At 67.2% G+C, this 26,121-nt stretch carries 7 protein-coding genes and 1 pseudogene; all 8 read left to right on the forward strand.

What is annotated here, in order from left to right; all coding sequences use genetic code 11:
• The first annotated feature begins 7 nt into the window (after positions 1–7).
• The 8 genes and pseudogenes from eccCa (at position 8) to AC4LGL_RS19340 (ending at position 26,121) form a co-directional block, all read left to right on the forward strand.
• Positions 8–4,012, forward strand: a complete 4,005-nt coding sequence (gene eccCa / locus AC4LGL_RS19305) for a type VII secretion protein EccCa (RefSeq protein WP_491840189.1) — start codon at positions 8–10, stop codon at positions 4,010–4,012.
• Positions 4,009–5,436 (forward strand): type VII secretion integral membrane protein EccD, encoded by a 1,428-nt coding sequence (gene eccD, locus AC4LGL_RS19310; RefSeq protein ID WP_491840190.1) that lies wholly within the window; start codon positions 4,009–4,011, stop codon positions 5,434–5,436. Before eccCa ends, eccD begins: the two co-directional genes overlap by 4 nt.
• Positions 5,436–6,818, forward strand: a complete 1,383-nt coding sequence (gene mycP / locus AC4LGL_RS19315) for a type VII secretion-associated serine protease mycosin (protein WP_491840191.1) — start codon at positions 5,436–5,438, stop codon at positions 6,816–6,818. The genes eccD and mycP overlap by 1 nt, the downstream gene beginning before the upstream one ends.
• Positions 6,819–6,947: 129 nt before the next feature.
• Positions 6,948–8,303, forward strand: a pseudogene (locus AC4LGL_RS19320) (MinD/ParA family ATP-binding protein); the annotation flags it as partial.
• A gap of 254 nt (positions 8,304–8,557) precedes the next feature.
• Complete coding sequence (locus tag AC4LGL_RS19325; RefSeq protein ID WP_491840192.1) at positions 8,558–9,022, forward strand: YbaB/EbfC family nucleoid-associated protein; 465 nt, start codon at positions 8,558–8,560, stop codon at positions 9,020–9,022.
• Between the two features lie 4 nt (positions 9,023–9,026).
• Complete coding sequence (locus AC4LGL_RS19330; protein ID WP_491840193.1) at positions 9,027–9,323, forward strand: WXG100 family type VII secretion target; 297 nt, start codon at positions 9,027–9,029, stop codon at positions 9,321–9,323.
• A 56-nt stretch (positions 9,324–9,379) separates the two neighbouring features.
• On the forward strand, positions 9,380–25,867 hold the full coding sequence (locus tag AC4LGL_RS19335; protein WP_491840194.1) for an alpha/beta hydrolase: 16,488 nt from the start codon (positions 9,380–9,382) through the stop codon (positions 25,865–25,867).
• Positions 25,864–26,121: a DUF7161 family protein gene (locus AC4LGL_RS19340; protein WP_491840195.1), complete on the forward strand. Its 258-nt coding sequence runs from the start codon at positions 25,864–25,866 to the stop codon at positions 26,119–26,121. Before AC4LGL_RS19335 ends, AC4LGL_RS19340 begins: the two co-directional genes overlap by 4 nt.

Raw genomic sequence — 26,121 nt, forward strand, 5'->3', positions numbered from 1 at the left:
GGGCAGGTTGAGTACGCAGGGATTCGTGCGCCGACTTCGGGTGGCGCCACCGAGGATGCCCGGTGGCGAGGTCAGCCTGGCCCCACCTCCCGAGGTTCCGCGCGCCATCCCGGGCAACCTGGCGATGCGCCTGATGCCGTTCGTGATGCTGGTGGCGGTCATCGGCATGATCGCGTTGATGGTCACGGTCGGTGGCCGGGACATGGCCAGAAGCCCGATGTTCCTGCTCTTTCCGATGATGATGATCATGTCGATGGTCGGTATGTTCATGGGCGGCGGGAACCGAAATGGCAAAGCCGCAGCCGAGCTCAACGAGGAACGCAAGGACTACTTCAGTTATCTAGCGAATCTTCGCGAGGAGGCCGATACCACCGGGGCCGAACAACGCACGGCGCTGGAGTGGAGCCATCCCGATCCGCGGGCGTTGACCGATGTAGTGGGCACCCGTCGGATGTGGGAGCGGCGGCCCAGCGATGCGGATTACTGCCATATCCGGGTCGGTATCGGGACCCACCGGTTGGCGACCCGGCTGATGGCGCCCGAGACCGGACCGCCGGAGGACCTGGAGCCGGTGTCGACCGTGGCGCTGCGCCGGTTCGTCAAGACCCATTCCGTGGTGCACGCGCTGCCCACCGCGGTGTCGCTGCGGGCGTTTCCCACCATCACCTTCGAAGGTGAACGTGCGCTCGCGCGGCAACTGGTGCGCTCGATGGTGTTGGAACTGTGCGCCTTTCACGGACCCGACCATGTGCAGGTGGCGATCGTCACGGCCAACCCCGACGGGGAGAATTGGAGCTGGGTCAAATGGCTGCCGCACGCACAGCATGCGGTGACCCGCGACGGTATGGGTTCGATGCGGCTGCTGTTCCCCACGCTGGAGCTGATGGAGACCGCGCTGTCCTCTGAGCTGGCGGAACGTGGCCGGTTCACCCGCAATGCCCAGCCGACCCAGGGACTCAAGCAACTCGTCGTCGTACTAGACGACGGGTTCGTCACCGGCGACGAGCAGTTGATCACCGACGCCGGCCTGGACAGTGTGACGCTGTTGGACCTGAACGGCCTGCGACCAGGTGCCTCGGCGCGGCGCAGCCTGCAACTGGTGGTCGAGGGTGACGACGTGGCCGCCCGCACCGCAGTGGGGGTCGAACGGTTCGCCACCCCGGACACCATCACGATCGCCGAGGCCGAGACCACGGCTCGGCGGATCGGGCGCTACCGCCCGGCGAACGCCGCGCACATCGTCAGCCTGGAGGCCGATTCGCGGGCGGTCGACCCCGGCCTGATGGCGCTGCTGAAGATCCCCGACGCCGCCGCGATCGTGCCCGAACAGGTGTGGCGACAGCGGTCCCTGCGAGAACGGCTGCGGGTCCCGATCGGGATCACCCCGAACGGTCAGCCCATCGAACTCGACATCAAGGAAGCGGCCGAGGGCGGGATGGGCCCGCACGGGCTGTGTATCGGTGCCACCGGATCGGGAAAGTCCGAATTCCTGCGCACCCTGGTGCTTTCGATGATCACATCGCACTCTCCGGAGCAGCTCAACCTGGTGCTGGTCGACTTCAAGGGTGGGGCCACGTTCCTCGGTCTGGACGGGATCGCCCACATCGCGGCCATCATCACCAACCTCGAAGACGAACTGACGATGGTGGACCGCATGCGCGACGCGCTGGCCGGTGAGATGAACCGCCGCCAGGAACTGCTGCGCGCCGCAGGCAATTTCCCGAACGTCTCCGAGTATGAGCGGGCCCGGGCGGCGGGTGCGGACCTGGAACCACTGCCCGCCCTGTTCATCGTGGTCGACGAGTTCTCCGAGCTGTTGTCCCAGAAGCCGGATTTCGCCGAGCTGTTCGTGATGATCGGCCGGCTCGGCCGGTCTCTGCACATGCATCTGCTGCTGGCGTCGCAGCGGCTGGAGGAGGGCAAGCTGCGCGGCCTGGACTCGCACCTGTCCTACCGGCTCGGCCTCAAGACGTTCTCGGCAGGTGAGTCGCGCAGCGTGCTCGGCGTGCCCGACGCCTATCACCTGCCCAGCGTGCCCGGTTCGGCGTTCCTGAAATGCGATGCCTCCGAACCCATCCGGTTCAACGCGTGTTATGTCTCGGGGGAGTACGTCAAGCCGCGGGTGTCGGCGCGCACCGGTCGGGTGACCCAGCTGGGTGCGCTCGCGCCGAAGTTGTTCACCGCGACGCCGGTCAAGAAGGATCCGGTGCCCGAGCGGGTGCCGCTGCCGCACGACATGCCGGAGACCGAGCCGGAGCGGGCCAGCTCAGGTCCCACCAAGAAGACACTGCTCGATATGGTCGTCAGCCGGCTGCGTGGCCACGGCAGGCCCGCCCACGAGGTCTGGCTGCCGCCGCTCGACGACAGTCCCGCCGTGAACGAGCTTCTGCCGGACTCTGATTGGGCAGCTCCGGCAAATGTCAACGGCCGGTTGTGGATGCCGATGGGTGTGGTGGACAGGCCCTACGATCAGCGCCGGGACGTGCTGATGGTCGACTTGTCCGGCGCCCAGGGTAACGTTGCGGTGGTCGGTGGGCCGCAGTCGGGCAAGTCCACCACGCTGCGCACGCTGATGTTGGCCGCCGCCGCGACCCACACTCCCGAGCAGTTGCAGTTCTACTGCCTGGACTTCGGTGGCGGCACCCTGACGAGCCTGGCGAAGTTGCCGCATGTCGGCGGGGTGGCCGGCCGGATGGATGCCGACGCGATCCGGCGCACCGTCGCCGAGGTGGCCGGGGTGTTGCGGTCCCGCGAGCAACTGTTCCGCGAACTCGGCATCGAATCCATGCGGGATTTCCGTCAGCGCAAGGCCAAAGGCGAGGTGAGCCAGGACAAGTTCGGTGACGTGGTGCTGGTCATCGACGGCTGGGCGTCGATCAAGAGCGACTTCGAATCGCTCGACCAGGTGATCCAATCGCTGGCGATCCAGGGTCTGTCGTACGGCGTGCACCTGGCGATCACGGCGTCACGCTGGATGGAGATCCGGCCCGCGGTCAAGGACATGCTCGGTACCCGCGTCGAGCTCCGTCTCGGTGACCCGATCGACAGCGAGGTGGCGCGGCGGTCTGCGGAGCTGGTGCCGATCGGGCGGCCCGGACGCGGAATCAACTCCGAGCGACTGCACATCCTGATCGGGTTGCCCAGGCTCGATTCCAGTTCCGCAGTGGAGGATCTGCCCGCCGGCGTGTCCGGTGCCGTCGAGGCTGTCCGCGCGCACTACCAGGACCGCGAGGCGCCGAGGGTGCGGATGCTGCCACACGACGTGAACCGCGACGACGTCGTGCGGGTGGCCCGTGATGCCGGGCAACTGAGCAAGGCCCGCATTGCGATTGGCATCAACGAGGACGAACTGGCGCCAGTGGTCCTGGATTTCGATTCTCAGCCCCACCTGGTGGCGTTCGCCGACACCGAATGCGGCAAGACCGGTCTGCTGCGCAACATCGCGGCCGGGGTGATGGAGAACGCCAGCCCGGTGGAGGCCAAGATCATCCTGGTCGACTTCCGCCGCTCGATGCTGGGCGTCGTCCCCGACGAGTACCTGGGCGGCTATGCGACGGCCCCGCAGTCATGCACGGATCTGATGATGGCCCTGGCCGGTGCTCTCAAGGATCGGCTGCCGCCCAATGACATCACCCAGCAGCAGCTCAAGGATCGGTCCTGGTGGTCGGGGCCGGACCTGTTCGTGATGATCGACGACTACGACCTGATCCCCGGCGGGTCGCTGAGCCATCCGCTCGGCCCGCTTGTCGAGTATCTGCCGCAGGCCCGTGACATCGGCCTGCGGGTCGTGGTCACCCGGCGCAGCGGTGGTGCCGGGCGGGCGATGATGGATCCGATCGTCGGGCGCCTGAAAGACCTGTCCTGCAACGGTTTGGTGATGAGCGGCAGCAGAGACGAGGGGGGCCTGTTCGGCGGATACAAGGCCGGGCCGATGCCTCCGGGCCGCGGCATGCTGGTCTCGCGGACCACCCGTAGCGGCGTGGTTCAACTGTCCCGGATGCCCGACCTGTGACCGGGGTCGAGGAGCTCCGGGAGCTGCACGTGGTGTCCGCGGCGCCCGAGGCGATACGGGTGTCCGTGGTGGGCGGCCGCACCCAACTCGACGTCGCGCTGCCGGCCGATGTGCCGGTGGCGGCGTTCCTGCCGGAATTGGCCCGGTTGATCAAGTCCCGCGACGCCGAGCGCAGTGACGACCTGGCCGACCGCGACGAGCGACGGACGTTCTGGGTGCTCAGTCGCGCAGGTGGGGCCGGCGTGCTGGACCCCGATCGGACCCTGCGCGAGACCGGCGTGGAAAACGGTGAGCTGCTGCATCTCTCGGCTCGCCGGGCGTTGTCCCCGCCCACTCTGTACGACGACGTGGTGGATGCGGCGGCCCGGCTGAACCGGGCCTCGTACGCGGCGTGGAATGCCACCGCGGCGGGGACGATGGCCTTCGCCGGGTTGTGGCTGTGCTCGGCGGTATGGGTGGTGCTCCTGCTCGCCCCGGCGTTGTCGCCGCACCGGCCGGTGATCCTGGGTGCGACAGCGCTGACCAGCGTGGCGCTGGTCGCCGGTGGCGCACTCGCGCGCCGGATGCTGGGCCGGGCCGATATCGCCGCCGCGGTCGGTCCGTCGGTGGTCGCGGTCGGCGCCGCGGCGGGCTGGGTGGTGGCTGCACCGCACGGTGTCGCGGGGCTGGCGGGTGCCTGCGCAGTGTTGTTGGGGCTCACCGCGATCTGTCACCGCGTGATCGGTGCGGGTCACTGGTCATACGTGTCCGCCGCGGTCGTGCTGGGATTCGGCACCGTGGCGTTCGCGAGCCGCGCGTTGGGGGTGCCGGTCGCGATGGTGGCCACGGTCGTCGCCGTCATTGCGGTGTTCGGGTGTCTGGCGGTGCCTGCATTGACGGCGCGGCTCGACCAGTACCCGGTGGCATCGAGCGAGCCATCGCGCACCGATGACCCGTTCACGACGTCGACGGTACCGGTCCCTTCGGGTACCCCGATGCCCAGCGCGGAACAGGTGTGGGCCAGGGTGCATGCGGCGGTGCTGACCCGCTCGGGCCTGCAGGCCGGCGCGGCGGCGGTGGCGCTGATCGCTGCGACCGTGCTGATGCGGGTCGAGACGGGTTGGGCCGCCTTCGCTTTCGCGTTGATCTGTGCGTCGGTGTTGGCGTTGCACGTTCGTCGGGCGACCACCTGGCCGGAACGGGTGGCGGTCGGGGTACCGGCGCTGGGGCTCGTCCTGATCACCTGCGTGCAGGCCCAGTCCGGGGTGTGGCCGTTGCAGCTCACCGGGGTCGCCGTGCTTGCGGTGGTCGCGGTCGGCGGCGTCACGGTCCGATACGTTCGCCGGTTCCGGACCGTCTTCGGGTATCTGGAATACGTGGCCGTGGCGGCGGTGATACCGCTGGCGCTGTGGCCGCTCGGACTGTACGAACGGCTGGGCGGCTAGTGAGCGCCCGGCGGTACTCGGCGGTGGTGACCGTCGTTCTGACCGTGGCGCTGGCCGGCTTCGGGGCACCCCCGGCCGGTGCCGTGACTCCGCCCGTGGTCGAGCCCGGACCGCCACCGAGCGGGCCCGTCGCACCGGCGCAGCCCACCGAACTGAAGGCGATCTGCGGTATCCCCACCGGCGTGCTGCCGGGCACCGACTTCACCAAACAGACCAGCGCCGAGGCGATGCTCGAATACCGCAGGGCCTGGCGCTTTTCCCGCGGTGCCGGGCAGAAGGTGGCGGTGATCGACACCGGCGTCAACCGGCATCCCCGGCTGCCCGCACTCGAGCCCGGCGGTGACTACGTGTCGAGCAGTGACGGCCTGGTCGACTGCGACGCGCACGGCACCCTGGTCGCCGGGATCATCGCCGCCACGCCCGCCGACGGTGACAGCTTCGCCGGGGTCGCCCCCGACGCCTCGATCCTGTCGATCCGCCAGAACAGCGGTGCCTACAGCGTCGCGGGCACGAGCAGCAGCCAGAACGACGATCCCAACGCGACGTCGATCGGCTACGGCAACACGCACACCCTGGCGCTCGCGATCACCCGGGCGGTGGATCTCGGCGCCACGGTGATCAACCTGTCCGAGGTAGCCTGCGCGCCTGTTTCGGCCGGCCTGGACGACCGTGAACTCGGGCGCGCGGTGCGCTACGCCTACGAACGTAATGTCGTGGTGGTGGCCGCGGCGGGCAATTTCAACAGCCAGAGCATGTGCAATGCGCAGAACAACATGAACGATCCGAACCAACCGCTGCACAACGGCTGGAACAGCGTCAGCACCATCGCCAGCCCGGCCTGGTTCGCCGACTATGTCCTGACCGTCGGCGCGGTGACCACATCGGCCACCCCGGCCGACTTCAGCCTGCACGGGCCGTGGGTGGCCGTGGCCGCACCCGGTGAGCGGGTCACCTCGCTGGACCCGGGCGGGCCCGGGCTGAGCAACGCGCAGTTCGGCCAGCAGGGGCTGGCCCCGCTCAACGGCACGAGCTTCGCGGCGCCGTTCGTATCGGGTGTGGTGGCGTTGATCCGGTCGCGGTATCCGAGTCTGACCGCTGGTGAGGTGAAGGATCTGGTCGAACGCACTGCTCGCACCCCGGGGAATGGACCCAACCAGGCCACGGGTTATGGAGTCGTGGACCCTGTCGCGGCACTGACCTACCAGCTGTCACCTGCGGCCGACCGCCGCGATGTCACTGCCTCTTCACCGATCAGCGGGCCACCGCAACCTGATCCGGGTAATGTGCGGGCCCGCAGGATCGTCTTCACCGTCACCGCGGCGTGTCTTGCGTTGATGGTGGCGGCGGTAGCGGTGGCTGCTGCCCGGCGACGGACCAGGTGAGTTAGGGGAAAGATGCCGGACGAGAATCGGCCGATCGGCGAGCCCAGATCGCTCGACGACCTGGCACCTGGTGAATTGGACCAGGTGGAGGCCCGCGCTGCCGCGTTGCTGGAACAGATTGCGGCACAACGGTCGGCTCGGCAGATCCATACCGCCACATCGCCCGCCGACGACGTGACCGACGCCTTTTCGAAGCCGGCTCCGGCTCCCGAGCCGACACCGGAGCCCGAGCCCCCGCCCGCGGCACCGGCCCGCCGGCTCGCCCCGCCGCCGTGGCAGATGCACAGCCCTATCGGGTCAAGGGAGTTCGCGGAACGGTTCGACCTCGACGAGCCGCGCAGGCCTGAGCCGGAACCTGAACGTCCAGCTCCAGGTCCGGAGCCGGAGCCGCCGGCTCCTGAGCCGACTGAGCTGATTCCGATTCCGCCACTGAGGCCGGTTCCACCGCCGCCGCTACCACTTCCGCCGTTGCCGCCACCGGGCTTCATGCCGCCACCGCCGCCCATGCCGCCGCCGGGTCTGACCCAGCCGCCGCAGTACTCGCCGGTGCCTCCGTCGCTCGACGACGCCGGGATCCTGAACCGGTCCCGCAGCGCACCTCATTCCGGATGGCGCCGTGCGGTGCACCTGGCCAGTGCCGGACGGGTCAGTCCTGGTGAGTCGCGCAAAGAGCGGGAGCGCGAAGATCTGCTGGGCCAGATCCGCCAGCCCATCGCGGGTGACTTCCGGATCGCCGTGCTGTCGATCAAGGGTGGTGTGGGAAAGACCACCACCACGTTGGGATTGGGCTCGGCGCTGTCGATGATGCGCCACGACCGGGTGATCGCGGTGGATGCGAACCCGGACCGCGGAACGCTCGCCGAACGGGTGCGGGATGTGTCGAGCGAGTCCACGGTGCGCGACCTGCTGTCGGATCCCAACATCGAGCGCTACGCCGACGTACGCAGCCACACCCGGATGGCGGGCAGCCGATTGGAGGTGCTGGCCAGCGAGCAGGAACCCGCGGTTTCGGAAGTGTTCGGCGAGTCCGACTACCGCCGCACCGTCAGCATCCTGCGTCGCTACTACAACATCATCCTCACCGACTGCGGTACCGGGATAATGCATTCGGCGATGGCGGGTGTGCTTGATCTGGCGCATGCGATCGTGCTGGTCAGCTCGCCGGCCATCGACGCGGCCCGCAGTGCGTCGGCAACGCTGGATTGGCTGATGCAGCACGGACACTCGGCATTGGTCCGCGAAGCGCATGTGGTGCTGAGTGCCTCGCGACCCGGGTCGGCGAAGCTCAAACTGGACAAGGTCTACGAGCACTTCGAGGCCCGTTGCCGCTCGGTGCACATGATCCCGTTCGATCCGCACCTGGCCGAGGGCGCCGACGTCGACTTCGACCTGCTGGACCCGGCCACCCTCCAGGCCTATCTGGAACTCGCTGCCGCAGTGGCGGAAAAGTTTCCCCGGCTGCGAGGCGGACCCCAGTACCGGTGACCGCACCCGCCATACCCATGGTGGAGGCAAAGAACGCGCCGACCGGCCGAGGGCGTGAGAGCTATCGCCGGGAGATGCGGACTGTCGAGTAAATCTCTGTTATCTACGCGATGGTGGCAAATTACGGTGTGAGTGGCTTTGCGGCGATGGCAATTTCACAAACGTAATTGTCCGTGCACTCAAATATGGTCGGCCGTAATCGAATTCGGCAAAGAGCGTGGCAGTGCCTGGGTGAATCTGGAACACTTGTCGGAATGAGTAACGATGCCCTCCGGCATCAGATGACCGAGGTGCTCGCCCTGGTCTCGGAGCAGATGGCCGATATTGCTGCGGTGCAGCGCGAGCAGGCGCAGCTCACCGCGACTGCCGAGGAGGCCGATGGCTTGGTCCGGGTGACAGTTGACGCCCGGGGTCATGTCATCGAGACCGTCATCGACGAGTCGTACGTCGATGAGTACGAACTCGAAGAACTCGGTGGCCACGTCACCGCGGCCGCGCAGTCCGCGGCGCACGATGTGGCGCAGCGGGCGGCCGCCCTGATGATGCCGATCGAAGAACGGCGCCGGATGATGCCATCGCTGTCCGACATCGCCGACACCGCGCCTGATCTGCGAGACCTGACCAGATCGGTGTTCGGTAACGACGATGCGGCCGTCCAGGCGACCGACCCTGAGGCCGACGACCGGGACGAATCCGCATTTCCCACGGTGAGGAGCTGAATCGATGGCTGACGAGCTCGGTGTCGGACCTTCTGACCTGCGGGCGACCTCGAGGAACCTGAACGATGTCAGCGTCAGGATGAAGAACGTGTTGTCCAGCCTTCAATCGAATCTGGCAGCCGAAGGTGCCGCGTGGGGTGACGACAAGATGGGTGATGGCTACGCGAAAGGCAGTTCGGGGTATCTGGCGCAAAAGGATTGGGTCGACGGCTCGGTGGTGGTCAAGACCGATCTGCTCGACTACTACTCGGACGGTTTGAAGGGTTCCGCGGACTCCTTCGAACAAAACGACCAGCCGTAGTCGTCGACCGCACGGAGTGGTTAGCCGCATAGGCCCGTTGCCACACCAATTCGCTTATGGACATCCAGATCCCACCCGAACTCCAATGGGTGTCATACCTGGCGGGCGGTGAGTGGCCGCAAGGCAGCGAAACCCGAACCCGCCGGATCGGCGAGCATTACCAAGCCGCGGCCGAGGCACTGCAGGAACTCATCCCGGATCTGAACAGGGTCCGCGGAGAAACGATGTCGGTTCTGACGGGTGACACCGCCGACGCCGCCGATCGACAGTTCGCCATGCTGTTCGACGGCGACTACACAGTGGACAAACTCGCCCAAGGCATCTCGGGAATGGGCGAGGGCGCCACCAACTTCAGCTCCGAGATCGAATACAGCAAGCTCTCGATCATCGTCGGCTTGGCTCTCGCCGCCGCCGAGATCTCGTACAGCCTGGCCATGTCCAGCCCCACGCTCGGTGCTTCGACGGCGGCGATCCCCGTCATCGAGACGACGACCATGGCGTGGATCCGCGCGCTCGTGGCGTGGGCGATCCGGCGTCTCGGCGAGAAGATGGCCGAACTGCTGACCAAGACCATGATGAAGCGGCTCCTGCACGAAACCATCCAGGAAGCCTTCGAGGAGCTGGGGCAGGGACTGCTTCAAGAAGGCATCGTGCAGGGCATCCAGGCCCACAACGGACATGCCGACTATCGGTGGGACCGGTTCAAGCAGACTGCGGTCTCTTCGATGATCGGTGGTGGAGCGGGCGGGGCCACTGCCGTCCCGGTCATGCAGGGGCTGGGACATGTTTCTCGCAACCGGATAACGGCGGGGGTCAAGGGCGGCGTGACCATGTTCACCGCCGGGGTGTCGGGGAACGTGGCCGGAACACTCGCCGTCGGTGGTGAATTCGACACGGTGTCGATCATCGCCAGTTCGACCAGCACCAGCCTCGGCGGCATGAAGGGCCTGGGCAGAAATCATGGGTCTCACCAGACCGACTCGACGGATCCAGCCGGCCCGGCGCGGCCCGATTCACCCAATGTCGGCCTGCGGGGAGAGAACCCGGACGGCGAACTGGACACCCGCCTGCAGGACAGCGACGACGACGGAAAGACCGACACCGACCGAACTCCGCAGAACGATTCCTCCGGGCAATCTCCGGCGCCCGCCAAGTCGAGCCCGGGACGCGCCGGTGCCGGACAGACGAATAACACTACACCGCAATCAGATTCGAAGTCCGCGCCCCGAAACGGCGAACAGCACCGCGCAGCCGACAAGCCGACGAGCCAGGACTCCGATGAGACCGACACCGACACCAACACCGACACCGACGCCAAACATGAATCCGACGACCAGCCCGTCGGCCCGCCGGACGAGCAGCACTCGTCGAATACGCAGCACGACAACGACGATTCAGCGGACATTCCCGTCGATGAGCCCGCGCACACTGCCACGCTGAGCCCGGACCAGGATGTCGCCAATCCGGCGGCGAACGTCGCGACCACGGATGTGCCCCACGCGGCGATCGCTGCCGAGCCGGTAGCCGCCGATGTGGGGCAGGCCGACACCGGGCAGGCCGACGGAACCCAGCACACCCAGGGGGCGCAGGTCGCTCCCGAGGTCGCAGACGTCGCACAGGCACCTGCTGATCCGGCGCCGCAGACTTCCGGGCCGGACGTTCCCGAACAGCAGAGCCCGGCTGTCGCTGCTCCGGCCGCACCGTCTTCGCCGAGCGCGGCGGCGCCGGCCACGTCGTCGGCTCCGATCACCTCCACATCGACGACACCCGAACAAGCTGCCAAACCGGCCGCGGCGAAACCTGATTCAAAGCCGGCGGAAGCGAAGCCGGCACCTCCGACCGCCCAGCCCACCGGTCCGGAGACGCAGGCCGCGGGCGTGCCGGCCGCGCGGGTCCAGGACACCGCCCCGAACACGAAACAGGACACCGCGCAGGACAGCGGCGAGGATGTCGAGCCCGCGAACGCGGCGCCCCAAGTCACCGACACCGGCGGCCCGCCGCACGGCGACCAGAACTGTCTACTCGACGCCCGCGATGATCTGTCCCGGCACTTCCGCAAGCAGTACCAGGTCGACGGGGAGCCGACGTCCACCGGCATGCCCGCGCGGGCTCTGTACCAGGCGATCAGATCGCGAGCCGACTTCGCCACCTACCGCCAGATCGAGGCCAGGTTGCGGGGCATGAAACCTGGCTCGGCAGCGGTCATCACGTCGGCGTGGGCCGGAGACGGGCAGCGCCAGGGCGGGCATGCCTACGTGGCGGTCTTCGATGGCGAAGACGTATACCTGCTCCACCGCGGCGAGCGCAAGGGCTGGCCGCCCTCGTGGGGTCAGCACGAGGTGTCGACGACCGCGGTCGGTTACCTCGATTCAGCGGGCAACCCGGTGGACGAACTCGGGCTCCGCCCCGATGATCTCGACGCTGCGATCGCGGTGGGCGATGTGCAGGGCACCCCGGACCAGACCCCGGGTGAGCAGTGGCAAGGTGTCACCCGCCAGAGCGATCTCGCCGATCAGGCGCTGGCCAAGCGAGATGGCGAACTACGAAACCCGTTGGGGTTGATGGAATCTGCCGACGCTCGGGCCCGCGCGAATGCCGCCTGGTGGGCCGGGCTCTCGGGAGAAGAACAACGCGCCATGATCGACGTGCACCCTCAGTTGATCAGCAACGCTGAAGGCATCTCGCCCAAGGCGCGCCACGAAGCGAACACTGAGCTGCTCAAGAAGCAACGCGACCAACTGAAGTCCTGGCGTGACAGCGGTCATCGCCTCACCCGGGCGCAGAGCAAGATGCTGGCGCGGCTGGAACACATCCAGAGCTCGCTCGCCCAGGCGCAGACCCAGGCCCGGGAAGCGGGAATCGACGGTCCGCTGCTGCTGGCGTTCGACGCGTCGGAATTCGGTGGTCACGGACGCGCGGTCGTCAGCTTCGGCGCCGACCCGTATCACGCGGCCTCGGTGTCATGGCACGTGCCCGGGCAGGGGGTGACGATCGACCGGATCGGCGTCACCATGGGCGACGCGCTCAACCACCTGCAGGCCGTCCAACAGGGGAATCCGGCACAGACGGCGGCCGCGATCGCATGGCTCGGTTACGACACCCCCAGTGGCTGGAACCGTTGGCGCGCAGCTGGACACCAGCTCGCCCGCGAAGGCGGGGCGATCCTCTATAGCGATATCCGTGCGTTCAACGCCGCGCGTGACACCTTGGCCACGGACGGTGGCCACTTCAACGACAACCACATCTACGCGCAGGACTACGGCACGACCGCGGTCAGCTATGCCGGGCGAGATGGCCGGTTATCACACGATATTCGCGCCATCACCTTCACCGACTCGCCAGGGACGGGTCCGGTGCGCCATGCCGCCGAGTTCGGGCTCGATGCCGGCAACGTCCGCGTCGCATCGTCGGCGCGCGAGCTGCCCGCCGCCCTTCATGGGCGGGCGCCGATCGTCGAGGTGAACCTCGGTGCCGATCCCACCACTGAAGCCTTCGGAGCCTCCTCCGAGACAGAGGCTCCGGCCGAACCTCCCGAGCACACCACGGTCGAACCGACCACCAGTGCGAAGGCTGAAACTGCTCTGGCGCAACGTGACCCAGCGGTGGACATCGACGACGTGGCCAACCCGCTGGGCAAGGCTGACGATGCCGTGACCCGGGCCGAGGACAACGCCCGATGGTGGGCGGGCTTGTCCGAAGACCAACGTGATGCGTTGATCAAGACCTATCCCAGGCAGATCGGTAACTCCGAGGGAATTCCACCGAAGGCCCGCAACAAGGCGAACCGCCTTTCCATCGAGCGTGCCCGAAATTTTGTGCAGAGCAAGATCGATCGCGGCGAGCAGCCCACCAAGCGCGAATTCAAATTGCTGCGGCGCATGAACAACCTTCACAATGCGTTGGCGACGATGAAGAGTGAAGCGGCGGCGGCCGGGATAGATCCGCCGCTGGTACTGGCGTTCGATTCTCCGGTGTTCGGTGGCGACGGCCGAGCGGTCGTGAGCTTCGGTGCCGACCCGTACCTGGCGGACTCGGTGTCATGGCTGGTGCCTGGGTTCGCGACGACGATCGACAAGCTCGAAGGCAATATGCGCAACGCGCTGAACCATCTGCAGTCGACGCGTCAGGAAAATCCGGACCTGGCAGCGGCGTCCATCGCATGGATCGGCTACGACGCGCCCAATGATGCGGCCATCCCTCGCGTCGCCGCGCGTGGATTGGCGCGCAAGGGCGGGGAGATTCTCTACAGCGACATTCGGGCGTTCAACGCCGCGCGCAACACTATTGCCGACGACGGCAGCGAATTCCGCAACAACCACATCTTCGCGCACTCCTACGGCTCGACCACCGCGAGCTACGCCGGCAAGGGTAGGCGGCTGGCCGAGGACATCAGCACGGTGACGCTGCTCGGTTCACCGGGCACGGGTCCGATACGGCACGCCCGGGGATTCGGGATCGGCGCACAGAACGTTTTCGTCGCATCGTCGTCGCTGGATCCGGTTACCGGGCTGGGCGGGCGCACACCGGGGCAGAATGGCCGGTTCCTCGGCCGGGGCCTGGGTCACGACCCGGCGATGAAAGACTTTGGCGCGGTCCGGATTACTGCGCAGTTCCCCGATTCGATGAACGACCTGAGTGCGGTCGGGACGCACCGAAGCTACTACCAGTACATGCCGGGCGACGCCGATCCGCGGGTGCGCACCGAATCGCTGGCCAACTTCGGTCGGATCGCCGCAGGCCACGCCGAGAGGGTGCACCGGGAGAGCTACCGGCGGGTTGTCGATGGTCGTACCGTGGATCCGGCTGCCGGACGGCCGCTGCGGCTGGACAGCGATACGGACACCGAACCGGCAAAGGAACTGCGCCGCTGGAATCCGCGGTGGCATCCGGGCGAGGTTACGCGCGCGACCGACCCGGTCGTGGATAGTGCTCTGAGGCAACGAAATCCGCGAGTATCCATCGACGGACTCACCACCCCGCTGGGAGACGAGCCGCTGGCTGCGGCCCGGGCCCGCGCCAACGCGGTGTGGTGGTCAAGGTTGTCGCCGGATCAGCAGCAAGCACTTCTGAATGCGCACCCCTTCCAGATCGGCAACGCCGAAGGTATCCCGGCCGACGTTCGCAATGACGCCAATCGTCGTGTGCTGCAACGCTATATCGATCGTGCAACCGCTGTTCAAGCGCTGATCGATGCTGGTACCAAGCCGGATGACACGCAGCTCGACTTCCTGCTGCGGGTGAAAAAGCTTGAGAGCACGATGCAACGTGCGGGCGAGGCCGCCCGGCAGGCCGGGGTGGGGGAGCCGTTGATCCTGGCGTTCGATCCGCCGGCGTTCGGCGGTGACGGCCGGGTGCTGGTGAGTTTCGGTGCCGACCCGTACGTGGCGGATTCGGTGTCGTGGTATGTACCCGGCCTGGGGGCGCAGGTCGACAAGCTCGACTACGTCATGCACTGCGCGTTGAACATCCTGCAGTCGACACAGAGTGAGAACCCGTCGCTGTCGGCGGCCTCGATCGCGTGGCTGGGCTACGACGCGCCGAACGGCTCGGCGACGCTCAAGGTCGGGAGCACCGCTATGGCAGAAGCCGGCGGTGACATCCTGCACGCCGACATCAGTGCGTTCAACGCGGCGCGGGATGCAATGGCCGGTGACGGCAGCCATTTCAAGGGCAACCATGTGTTCGGGCATTCGTACGGGTCGACGACGACCAGCTTCGCGGGCCGCGACGGCAGGCTGGCCGACCACATCGAGTCGGTGACGCTGATCGGTTCACCGGGCGCCGGCCCGCTGAGCCATGCCCGCGATTTCGGCATCAGCACCGACCGGGTGTTCGTCGCGTCGTCGTCGCGGGATTTCGTGACCGGCATCGGCGGGCGGACATCGGACTCGCACGGCCGCCTCGGACGCGGGCTCGGCACCGACCCGGCGATGGATACCTTTGGCGGACAGCGAATTCGTGCCGAGTTTCCGGCGTCGATGGACCGCAAGGACACCACCTCGACCCACAACGCGTACTTCGACTTCCAGGAGACCGACGGGCCTGGTACGCGGCAATGGCTGGTCACACCTTCGCGCGCGGTCCCCTCGGAATCGCTGGCCAACCTCGGCCGTATCGCTTCCGGAAACGTCGACGGGCTCCAGTTCGAAGAACGCCGCACCGTGGCCGAGCGGCCGGGCCGCTTGTTCGGCACCCGCTACGCGACCGTCGAACCCGCGGCGACCCGCAGCGGCAGCCAGCGGCGCCACTGGTGGAATCCGCGGTGGCGGGCCTCCGACATCGATGTCGATCCTCAGCAGACGGTGTCCGAACCCGACTGGTCGGCGACCGAGGACAGCGGTCTGGCCCACCGCAAGGAGGTCGTCGCGGCTGCGGACAGGTTGTTGCGACAGCGGATTCCGCCGGTCGCCATCGACGGCATCGTCAACCCGTTGAACCGGGCCGGCGATGCCCGGGCGCGGGCTGAAGCCAATGCGCGTTGGTGGTCGTCTCTAGAGCCTGACCAGCAGCAGACGCTGATCGACGCGTATCCGGCCCGGATCGGCAATGCCGAGGGGATTCCGCCGACGGACCGCGATGCGGCGAACCGCCTTGCGATCCGACGCTTCCAGAACCACGTGCAGTCGAAGATCGACCGCGGCGTTCGGCCCAGCGACAACGAACTGAAGAACCTGTTGCGGGTGAATCGGTTGGATGCCGGGTTGCAGCGGATGGGGAACGAAGCCGCGGAGGCGGGCCTCGACGCGCCGCTCGTGCTGGCATTCGATCCGCCGGCGTTCGGTGGCGACGGCCGTGCGATCGTGAGTTTCGGTGCCGACCCGTACACGGCAGATTCGGTGTCGTGGCTGGTGCCTGGGTTCGCGACGACGATCGACAAGCTCGAAGTGAACATGCGCAACGCGCTGAACCATGCGCAGTCGACGTTGCGCGCAGATCCGGGGCTGGCGGCAACCTCGATCGCCTGGATCGGCTATGACGCACCGAACGGTTCGGCCGCCGGCCGGGTGGTCGGCCACGGGCTCGCACGGCGGGGCGGCGAGATTCTGTACAACGACATCCAGGCGTTCAACGCCTCGCGAAATACCTTGGCCGGTGACGGCAGCCAGTTCCGCGGCAATCATATCTTCGCGCACTCCTACGGCTCGACCACGGCAAGCTACGCGGGCGCCGACGGCAGACTGAAGCGTGACATCACCACGGTGACCCTTGCCGGTTCACCAGGGACGGGTCCGATTCGGCATGCCAGCGGATTCGGCCTCGATCCCGGCAACGTGTACGTCGCATCCTCCTCACTGGACCCCGTGACCGGGTTCGGCGGTCGCACGCCCGACGAAGACGGTCGAATTGCCGGGCGTGGGCTGGGTATGGACCCGGCGATGGAAGAGTTCGGTGCCGTGCGGGTGGCCGCCCAGTTCGCAGATGCGATGAACTCCCTGAGCACCTTCGGAACCCACAAGAGCTACTTCCACCATCACGCGAATGACGGCGACGGTCCACCGGTGCGCACCGAATCGGGGGCCAACTTCGGCCGGATCGCTGCGGGGCGAATCAACGATCTGCAGCGCGAAGAACCTCGCAGGCTGGTCGACGGACGCACTGTGGAGCCGGCCGAAGGTCGCCAGTTGAACCTGGACGGCGACATCCAAGTGGATCAGGGCGAGCGTCGCCGGTGGAATCCCCGATGGCGTCCGGGCGAGGCGGTGCCGTCTGACGTTGAGGTGACGGCGGATGACCTGCTGCGACAACGGCATCCACGGCTGACCGCCGCGGGTCTGGTTCATCCGTTGGGCACCGGCCCCGAGGCAGTGGCGCTGGCCCAGCAGAACGCGGCCTGGTGGGCCGGACTGGAAGAGACGCAGCAGCAGATTCTCCTGCAGGCCTATCCGCAGGAGATCGGCAACGCCGAGGGCATCCCGTCCGCGGTTCGTGATCACGCCAATCGCGAAGTCCTGCGCCAACATGCCCGAGAGGCCGCCGAGGTCCAGGCAAAGATCGACGCCGGCGAGAAGACCACTCCGAAGGAAGAAGCCTTCCTGGTCCGGATCAACCGGCTCGAGACCGCGATGCAGCGGGCCGACGATGCGTCCCAGGCGGCCGGGGAAGGCCGGCCACTGTTGTTGGCGTTGGACATCGGCGCGTTCGGCGGTGACGGCCGCGCACTGGTGAGCTTCGGAGCGGACCCGTACACGGCGGACTCGGTGTCGTGGTATGTCCCCGGCTTGGGCTCGCAGCTGGACAAGCTCGACTACATCATGCACTGCGCATTGAACATTCAGCAGTCGGTGCACAACGAGAACCCGTCGTTGTCGTCCGCCTCGATCGCCTGGCTGGGATACGACGCACCGAACGGATCGGCGTCGGCGCGAGTGGCGGGCACCACGCTGGCGCAACGTGGCGGTGAGATGCTCTACACCGACGTCAGCACGTTCACCGCGGTACGGGATGCATTCGCCGGGGACGGAAGCCATTTCAGCGGCAACCACATATTCGGCCACTCGTACGGCTCGACCACCACGAGCTATGCCGGGGTCGACGGCCGCCTGGCCCCCCACGTCACCACGGTGACGCTGGTCGGCTCACCGGGTACCGGCTCCTTGCAGCATGCCGGCGATTTCGGCCTCGACGACGGCAGGGTGTTCGTGGTCTCGTCGTCGCGGGACTTCGTCACCGGCCTGGGCGGTCGGACACCAGGTTCGATGGGGCGCTTCGGGACCGGCCTCGGTACCGACCCGGCGATGGACACGTTCGGTGGACGACGCGTCAGCGGCGAGTTCCCGGCGTCGATGGACCGTAAAGACACCCTGACGACGCACAACGCCTACTTCGACTTCCTGGAGACCGACGGCCCGGGCACCCGGCAGTGGCTGGTCACCCCGTCGCATGCGATCCGCACCGAGTCGCTGACCAACATCGGCCGCATCGCCGCCGGGAACTACGACGACGTTCACACCGAACCGCACCGTACCGTCGACGGAAACCGTTCCCGCACCATCGAACCCGCGGCGGCCCGGCCGGTCATGCGGCTCGACGACGATCCCGGTGTCTTTCACCCGACCGATACTCACCAACGCAACCGCATCCCACGCTGGACCCGGGGCAACGACTGCGCCCACGTCCTGGCCGATGAAGTGCACGCCCGGACCGGCAAGAAGATCCGGCTCGACGGCGCACCCTCACGGAGGGGGACGCCCGCGCGGGCGATGTTCAAAGCATTCGGCTCCAGCGCTCATTTCGCGACGTACGCGGATATCGAACGGACGCTGCTGGGCAGGCCCTCGGGCTCGATGGCGGTGCTGGCGTCGCGCTGGAGCGGGGGGCAATCCGTCGGGCACGCGTACATGGCGGTCAACATCAACGACCGGGTGTATCTCTTCGACCCACACACCCGGCAGTATTCGGGTTGGCCCCCGCACTGGGGCCAGGACGCGGTGGCCCAGACCGCCGTCGGCTATCTGGACGAGAACGGCAAGGCTCTCCACAAGGGGCGGTGGTACAACCAGTTCGCCGCTGCCGCCATCGGCCGGGTCCAGGGTCTCCCGGATGGCCTGGCCGACGGAAACGTCGACGGCAGAACGGCTGCCGAGCGCGATAGCGCGAACCGGGATGCACTGCAGTACTACCGAGACCGCGCCGACCACATCCGGACCAAGCTCGACCAGTTCGGCACGACCACCCGCGAAGAGCGTGCGTTCCTTGAGCGCATCGACCGGCTCGACCTCGCGGTGCGCAAGGCCGACGCCGATGCGGCGCGGGCCGGCCTCGACGCCCCGCTCGTGCTGGCGCTGGACACCTCGGCCTTCGACGGCGGCGGTCACGCCGTCATCAGCTTCGGTGCCGATCCCTTCCACGCCTCGAACGTGACGTGGCAGACCGCCCGCGGGTCCATCGAGCAGCTCGGCACCGTCACGGCCCGTGCGCTCGACGGGCTGCAAGGAACCCGGCAGCAGGATTCCGCGTCCATCGCCTGGGTCGGCGACACCGGGGCACTCCACCAGCAGCTGGCCGATTTCCACGCCACCCGGCACGGGTTGGGCGAGCCGGGGCCGTTCACCGGGAATCGCGTTGTCACCCAGGCTGACTCGCGGAGCCCGGACGAGCGTCCCACGTCCCAGGTGGTAGCCCACCGGGGCGCCTCCCACGACTTCCCGGAGCAGACCCGGGCCGCGTACACCGAAGCCCTGCGGCAGGGGGCGGATGCTCTCGAATGCGATGTCCGGCTCACCAAGGACGGTGAACTGGTGCTCATCCACGACAAGACCGTGGACCGCACGTCGAACGGGACCGGACGCGTCGGCGACCTGACGCTGGCCGAGCTGCAGGCGCTCGACTTCGACGGTCACGGCATCCTGACCCTCGACGAGTTCATCCAGCTCGCCCAGGACGCCGAGCAGCCGGTGACCTTGTTCATCGAGACCAAACACCCTGCGCAGCAGGGCTTGAAGATCGAGCGCGAGGTGGTTGCCGCGCTGGAACGGCACGGGCTGACGAACCCAGGACCGGACCACCTGGTCAAGGCGGCGGTCATCTCGTTCTACCCCGACGCGCTGGTGCGGGTACGGATGGCCGCCCCGAACGTCTCCACCGTTCTGTTGGGCCCGTCGGCACGCTATCTGGCCGGCATCGTGGGCGCCACGGCGATCGGCCCGTCGATCGAAACGCTGCGCAACAATCCCGAACTCGTCGGCGCGGCGGCCGCGCGAGGATTGGCCACCTACTGCTGGACGGTCAACAACGAGGCCGATGTGCAGTTCGCTCGGGACCTCGGCGTGGACTGGGTCGCCACCGACCACCCGGGCCGCACCGGCGACATGGTGGGTGACGGTCCGTCACAACAGCATTCCGTAATCGGGCATGACAGCACCACGGCGGCAACCGTTGACCGTCAGGTGATCGAACAGAAGGCCGACGACGCGTTGGCGCGGCGCATTCCGCCGGTGCGGCCCGATGAGCTGCGCAATCCGCGCGGCCCGGCCGAAGAAGCGTCCGTGCGTGCGGCCAACAACGCGCGCTGGTGGTCCGCACTGGATCCCGAGCAGCGCAACGACCTCATCGAGGCGTACCCGCAGCACATCGGCAATGCCGAAGGTATCGATGCGGCAGACCGGGACCGCGCGAACCGCAAGGTGCTGGAGCAACTGCGCGACGATGCCGACGCCGTCCGGTCGAAGGCAGATCGCGGAGAACGGCCGACGCGTGCCGAGCGGAAACTGCTGCGCCGCATGGACAGACTCGACCTCGCGATTCGCAAGGCAGATGGCGATGCGGTGCAGGCTGGGCTGAAACCTCCGATGCTGCTGGCGCTCGACGTATCCGAGTTCGGCGGCAGCGGACGCGCCGTGCTCAGCTACGGCGCTGATCCTTACACCGCGGAATCGGTGTCGTGGCATGTGCCCGGTGTCGCAAGCACAGTGGACTCACTGCTGGGCTTCAACACCACCTCCGCGTTGCATCATCTGCAGTCGGTGCAGCAGGAGAATCCGGGACTGTCGGCCGCGTCGATCGCCTGGATCGGGTACGACGCCCCGAGTGGCTGGAGCATCATGCGTGCCGCCGGCCACGGCATGGCGCGCACCGGCGGCGATATCCTCTACAGCGACATCAGGGCGTTCAACGCCGCCCGCGACACGCTCGCCGGCGACGGCAGCCATTTCACCGGCAACCATGTCTTCGGCTACTCCTACGGATCGACGACCACCGGATACGCCGGTCAGAACGGCAGATTCGCCGGTCAGGTCCGCACCGTGTCGCTGGTCGGATCGCCCGGAGCCGGCCCCGTGCGCACTGCTGGTGAGTTCGGTATCGGTGCCGAGAACGTTTTCACCGCGTCGTCGTCCCGAGACGTGGTGACCGCCCTGGGCGGGCGGACCGCCGGCTCCAATGGCCGGATCCTCGGGATCGGTCTCGGCACCGACCCGGCGATGGATTCCTTTGGTGCCGTGCGGGTTAGCGCCGAGCCACAGACTCACATGAACCGCCTGCTCACGGGCGGCACCCATCATGCCTACTTCCTGAACACGGAGGCTACGACAAACCTCGGCCGCATTGCGGCCGGGCGTACTGGCGCCGTCACCACTGAGCAACACCGCTTCGAGCTGGGCCGGAGTCGGCACGCGCCGGTGCTGCGCACGGTCGAACCTGCCGGAGATCGGTTGGGGGGCCGGCGATTCTGGAATGTGCTGTGGCGTCGACCGCCCAATTGTGCGGTCACCGTCACTGAAGAGTTGTCCTCTTTGTTCGAGGGCCGCACGTTCGGTCTGGACGTCAGGCCGTCACGGCGCGGGGTGCCCGCGCGGGCGTTGTTCCGGGCTGTCGGTGCCGATGCCCGGTTCGCGACGTACGACCAGGTCGAAGCGACGCTGCTGGGTGATCCGTCGCTGCGGGTGGCCGTGCTTACCTCGCAGTGGGCCGGTGGGCGGCAGGGCGGTCACGCCTACCTGGCGGTCAAGGTCGACGGTGAGGTGCGGCTGTACGATCCGCACACCCGGAAGTATTCGCCGTGGCCCCCGCATTGGGGCCAGCACGCGGTGGCGCAGACCGCAGTCGGCTATCTGCAGACCAACGGCCAAGCGGTCGGACCGATGACCGTCGACGTCCCACTGCAGCTCGACGCAGCTGATGCGGTCGGTAATGTGCAAGGCCCACAGAGCGATTCAGACTTCCTTCGGCGCCAGGCCGAATACCGTGCGCAGGATCGAGCCACACGAGTGGTGGACACGCGCTACACCGAACCATTGGGTGATGTGGTCGACGGTGCCTCCGACCTTGCCCGCGTCCGCAGGCTCGCCGAGGACCTGTCTGGCTGGTACGGGCCGTACCGCATTGTGTTCAAGGCCGAGAACCTGCCCGGTGACGTAATGCTGACCGGCGATATCTTCCACGGTGACAACAAGATCGGAACCATTCAGCGGTCGTTCGACCGAGACGGTGCGGACAACCTCGTCGCCTATCACACCGGCTTCGTGATCGATGAGAAGTTGCCCGACGGCACGCCATTGCGTGGCAAGGGATTCTCCAAGGCCGTGACCGCGGAGTGGGAACGTCTGTACGCGCTCTCAGGCGTCGATCGAATCGTGCTGACGACCCACGACAAGGGCGGCTATGCCTGGGCCCGAGCCGGTTACACGTGGGATCCAGGCGCGCATCAGCTGCAGGAATCACTCGACCGGGTCAAGATGTCGGCCAGGCAGCTGCGGGAGTCCGTCAGTGAGGAGGCCAAGGCGGTCCTGGATCAGGTTGTGCAACAGCTAGATCCGACTAACCCTCGCCTGCCCGAGCCCATCGACCTGGCAAATCTGGCCACCCGCGACGAACCAGATCTGGGCCGTCGTCTCCTGGAAGGCACCGGGTCGGTGGAAGGCCGCAACGGCGTGCACTACGTCAAGTACCTGGACCCGGCATCGGTTGCCCCGGCCCGGACCGGTCTGAAGGGGTGGCTGCAGAACCTGTTCGCGCGCGACTCTGCTTCGCGTCTGGCCGACGAGAACTGCGCCTATGACGTGGCCCGCGAATTGTCGAGGATCTATCCCAGGCAGCGTTTCGATCTCTCCATTGCCCCCTCGAGCACCGGCGTGCCGGCCTGGGCCCTGTTCCAGGCGGCGCGGTCCAGCTCTCAGTTCGCGTCCTACGACGACATCGAGACCGAACTACTGGGCAGGCCGGCCGGATCATCGGCAATCGTGGTGTCGCGCTGGGCGGTCGATGGCGGCCGTCAGGGCGGACACGCCTTCCTCGCCGTTACCGATGGTCGGCAGGTGCAGCTATACGACCCGCGCACCAGGCAGTATTCGCCGTGGCCACCACACTGGGGTGAAGGCGCGGTGGACCGTACCGCCGTTGGCTACCTCGACGAGAACGGCGAGCCGGTGGACGGGCTCAGCCCTGACGTCCCCCTGCAGATCTCGCTGGACGCTGCCGGTGCCGTGGGCGACGTCAAGGGTCCTCCGGGCGACTCTGACTTCCGGGCAAGGCAACAGGATTACCGCGACCAGGATCCGACCACCCGCCGAGTCAACACCCGCTACGCACAACCGTTGGGGGAGATCGTCGACAACCTGGATGCCGACCAGGTACGACAACTCGCCGACGATCTCTCCGGCGTCTACGGCCCGTACCGCGTCGAGATGTTTCGGGCCGTCGCCGACGAGCGCAGTGGCGAGGTGATCGTTGGCGGCCTGATCCTCAGCGGCGATGACGAAGTCGGGTTCATCCAGCAGACCTACATCCGCGACGGCGAGGGCCATCTGGTCGCTCAGCAGAACGTGATCGACATTCCCGACAAGGATTTCCGTGGCAAGGGCTTCTCCAAGGCCGTGCGCGCCCAATTGGAAAGCTATTACTCGGCATCGGGCGTCGACCGCATCGAGCTGCGCACCGAGCAGGACGGCGGCTACGCCTGGGCCCGCCAAGGCTTCAGCTGGAACCCCGACCCGGAAAAGTTGCGGGCGTCGCTCAACAGCGTCAAGGAGTCTGCCATGCGGCTCCGTGACCAGGTCAGCCCTGAGGCGCGAGCGGTTCTCGACGACCTCGTGCAGCGGCTGGATCCGCGCCGGGCCGACCTTCCTGAGCCCTTCGACATCGCGGTGCTGGCCACGGTCGAGGAACCCCACCTCGGGCGAGATGTGCTGACCGGTACTCACTGGAGCGGGGTCAAGTATCTGGGGGCCGCCGATGTGGCCGGCCAACACGACTACCGAGCGCAGGATCCCGCTACACGCCGAGTGGACACGCGGTACGCCGACCCGCTCGCCGTGGCGGTGGACGGCGCCGACATGGGCCCGGCAGGCCGGCTCGCGGAGGACCTGTCCGGCAGGTACGGCCCATACCGGGTGGAGTTCCGTGCCGCGCAGAACATCGACGGTGTGGGCTTCGACCTTCACGGCGTGATCCGGAGTGGCGCTGACGAAATCGGCCTCATCACGCGTCACTTCTGCCGTGATGCCAACGGCAACCTTGTGGTGAAGAACGTCCTTGTGGAAATCCCGAACACGGACTACCGCGGACAAGGTTTCTCGAAGGCTCTGACGTCGGAACTGGAGCAGTTCTACGTGCGGTCCGGTGTCGACCGCATCGAATTGATGTCCGACGACCAGGGCAGCAACGCGTGGGCACGTCGGGGATTCACCTGGGATCCCGATCCGGAACTCCTGCAGGAGTCACTCGACGGCGTCAAAGACGCTGCGCGCCAACTGCGTGACCAGGTCAGCGCAGAGGCACGAGCGGTTCTCGACGACATCGTGGCACGACTCGAAGTCGGTCACCCACGGTTGCCCGAACCGATCGACCTCGCGCTTCTGGCGACCACGGACGAACCAACGCTGGGCCGGCAACTGCTCGACGACACCTCGCTCTACTACGTGAAGTATCTGCCCGGCCCGGCCGGCAACCTCGACGTCAGCGACTACGCGGGGTATTCGGCGGATGACGTCCCGCTGCGGCTGGGTACGGCCGCCGACGTGGATCCGCTCGGCCGCCTCGGCCTGCCCGCACACCAGCCGGGCACCCTGTCGACATCCGAGGCCATCACACTGTTCAGTGACGGCGAAGTCCGGATGCGTGAACTCAACGAGCAACTCGTGAGCGAGGGGGTCAGCGCCGAAGACCGCGCCAGGCAGTTGTCCGAACTCCGAAACTCTCTGCGGGTCCGGGCCTATGAGCTGATGGACAACCGGGAGGCCGCAGAGTTCCTAGAGCGCGCCACCGTCCCCCCGACCTTCGAAGATCTGGTTGCCCGCAACGCGGAACGCGGCCTGACGGGCGACGCCATCTTCGAGGCGATCGTTGACAGCTCGACGCACAGCCGCCTGACTCCCGGCAGCCTGACCGACGCCGAAACCGGTGCGGTGTATTCGCAGTTCGAGCTCGGCCTGCGGGCGCTCAACGAGCAGATGGTCAGCGAGGGCCTGAGCGCGGAGGATCGGGCCCGAACTCTGTCGGGCCTGCGCAGTTCACTTCGCGCCTGGACGCGGGAACTGATGGAGAACCGCCCGGCTGCCGACTGGATGGCGGCCAACGAGAGCAACCCGAGCTTCGAGGACCTCGTCGCCCGATACGAACGCAAGGGCCTCACCGGCGACGACGTGTACGACGCCATCATCGACGCCGCCACCCACAGTCACTATTCGGCGGGGACCCTGACCGTGGTGCAGACCCGTACCGTCTACGTCACCTATGAGAAGTGGATGCGCGAGCTAGCGGACCAGCTGCGGCGAGATGGCGTGAGCCTCGAGGAACGGGCCAGGACCATGTACGGGTTGCGGAACACCATTCGTAGCTGGACCCGGACCTTGATGGAGGACCGGGAAGCCGCTGATGGGCTCAACGCGCTCGAACGGAATATGACGTTCGAGGAGCTCGTGGAACGAAACCGCGCCAAGGGACGTGTCGGCGATGAGATCTATGAGGCCATCATTGAGAGCTCCACCCGCAGCCGTGGCAGTGTGAACGCAGATCTCGGTATCGATCCGGAGAACCCACCCGATCTGCCGCCGATGAGAGGGCCCGACGCCGGCCCGCAAGATCAGGATCAGGAAGGTGACGCGACATGAGCAGCGAGCAGCCCACGCCGTTGCGGTACGACCAGGCCGGGTTGAGCGGCAGGCGTGCGCACGTGCTCGTCGACGAACCCACCGATGAGATCGACTGGCCGGCGAACCTGCCCGCGGGTATCAAAACCGTTGTCATCGTGGACGACACCCCGAACCCGCACCACACCCTGAGGGTGCATCCGGTCGACGATCCCGATCGGGTCGCGCTCGTGGTGTTCGACCAGTTGGCGTTGTACCAGGACGGTGGGGAGTAG

The sequence above is a fragment of the Mycolicibacterium arcueilense genome (assembly GCF_058536225.1).

What these genes read in the sequence shown, in the direction of transcription:
- AC4LGL_RS19325 (WP_491840192.1), top strand. Translation starts at nt 8,558, where the DNA reads ATGAGTAACGATGCCCTCCGGCATCAGATGACCGAGGTGCTCGCCCTG.
- AC4LGL_RS19335 (WP_491840194.1), top strand. Translation starts at nt 9,380, where the DNA reads ATGGACATCCAGATCCCACCCGAACTCCAATGGGTGTCATACCTGGCG.
- AC4LGL_RS19340 (WP_491840195.1), top strand. Translation starts at nt 25,864, where the DNA reads ATGAGCAGCGAGCAGCCCACGCCGTTGCGGTACGACCAGGCCGGGTTG.
- AC4LGL_RS19330 (WP_491840193.1), top strand. Translation starts at nt 9,027, where the DNA reads ATGGCTGACGAGCTCGGTGTCGGACCTTCTGACCTGCGGGCGACCTCG.